A 2,069-nucleotide genomic window follows, 5' to 3' on the forward strand; every position below is an offset into this window, starting at 1 on the left:
CAAATTGCTTGGGTGTTATATGGTCAAGCCTCACGGGCAATTAGTATTGGTTAGCTCAACGCCTCACAGCGCTTACACACCCAACCTATCAACGTCGTAGTCTTCGACGGCCCTTTAGGGGATTCAAGATCCCAGTGAGATCTCATCTTGAGGCAAGTTTCCCGCTTAGATGCTTTCAGCGGTTATCTCTTCCGAACATAGCTACCCGGCAATGCCACTGGCGTGACAACCGGAACACCAGAGGTTCGTCCACTCCGGTCCTCTCGTACTAGGAGCAGCCCCTCTCAAATCTCAAACGTCCACGGCAGATAGGGACCGAACTGTCTCACGACGTTCTAAACCCAGCTCGCGTACCACTTTAAATGGCGAACAGCCATACCCTTGGGACCGGCTTCAGCCCCAGGATGTGATGAGCCGACATCGAGGTGCCAAACACCGCCGTCGATATGAACTCTTGGGCGGTATCAGCCTGTTATCCCCGGAGTACCTTTTATCCGTTGAGCGATGGCCCTTCCATACAGAACCACCGGATCACTAAGACCTACTTTCGTACCTGCTCGACGTGTGTGTCTCGCAGTCAAGCGCGCTTTTGCCTTTATACTCTACGACCGATTTCCGACCGGTCTGAGCGCACCTTCGTACTCCTCCGTTACTCTTTGGGAGGAGACCGCCCCAGTCAAACTACCCACCATACACTGTCCTCGATCCGGATAACGGACCTGAGTTAGAACCTCAAAGTTGCCAGGGTGGTATTTCAAGGATGGCTCCATGAGAACTGGCGTCCCCACTTCAAAGCCTCCCACCTATCCTACACAAGCAAATTCAAAGTCCAGTGCAAAGCTATAGTAAAGGTTCACGGGGTCTTTCCGTCTAGCCGCGGATACACTGCATCTTCACAGCGATTTCAATTTCACTGAGTCTCGGGTGGAGACAGCGCCGCCATCGTTACGCCATTCGTGCAGGTCGGAACTTACCCGACAAGGAATTTCGCTACCTTAGGACCGTTATAGTTACGGCCGCCGTTTACCGGGGCTTCGATCAAGAGCTTCGCTTGCGCTAACCCCATCAATTAACCTTCCGGCACCGGGCAGGCGTCACACCCTATACGTCCACTTTCGTGTTTGCAGAGTGCTGTGTTTTTAATAAACAGTCGCAGCGGCCTGGTATCTTCGACCGGCATGGGCTTACGGAGCAAGTCCTTGACCCTCGCCGGCGCACCTTCTCCCGAAGTTACGGTGCCATTTTGCCTAGTTCCTTCACCCGAGTTCTCTCAAGCGCCTTGGTATTCTCTACCTAACCACCTGTGTCGGTTTGGGGTACGGTTCCCAGTTATCTGAAGCTTAGGAGCTTTTCTTGGAAGCATGGTATCAACCACTTCGTCGCCTAATGGCAACTCGTCATCAGCTCTCGGCCTTAGAATCCCGGATTTGCCTAAGATTCCAGCCTACCACCTTAAACCTGGACAACCAACGCCAGGCTGGCCTAACCTTCTCCGTCCCTCCATCGCAATAACTGGAAGTACAGGAATATTAACCTGTTTTCCATCGACTACGCTTTTCAGCCTCGCCTTAGGGACCGACTAACCCTGCGTCGATTAACGTTGCGCAGGAAACCTTGGTCTTTCGGCGTGCGAGTTTTTCACTCGCATTGTCGTTACTCATGTCAGCATTCGCACTTCTGATACCTCCAGCAAGCTTCTCAACTCACCTTCACAGGCTTACAGAACGCTCCTCTACCGCATCANACTAACCCTGCGTCGATTAACGTTGCGCAGGAAACCTTGGTCTTTCGGCGTGCGAGTTTTTCACTCGCATTGTCGTTACTCATGTCAGCATTCGCACTTCTGATACCTCCAGCAAGCTTCTCAACTCACCTTCACAGGCTTACAGAACGCTCCTCTACCGCATCATCATAAGATGATACCCGTAGCTTCGGTGCATGGTTTGAGCCCCGTTACATCTTCCGCGCAGGCCGACTCGACTAGTGAGCTATTACGCTTTCTTTAAAGGGTGGCTGCTTCTAAGCCAACCTCCTAGCTGTCTAAGCCTTCCCACATCGTTTCCCACTTA

1 rRNA gene is annotated in these 2,069 nt (G+C 52.3%); it reads right to left on the bottom strand.

Going from position 1 to position 2,069, the window contains the following annotated elements:
• Positions 1 to 19: 19 nt before the first annotated feature.
• Positions 20 to 2,069: ribosomal RNA gene (locus AK81_RS27530) — 23S ribosomal RNA — on the bottom strand; the annotation flags it as partial.

The organism is Pseudomonas putida W15Oct28 (assembly GCF_000708715.2).
In the GTDB taxonomy this organism is placed as follows: Bacteria; Pseudomonadota; Gammaproteobacteria; order Pseudomonadales; family Pseudomonadaceae; genus Aquipseudomonas; species Aquipseudomonas putida_R.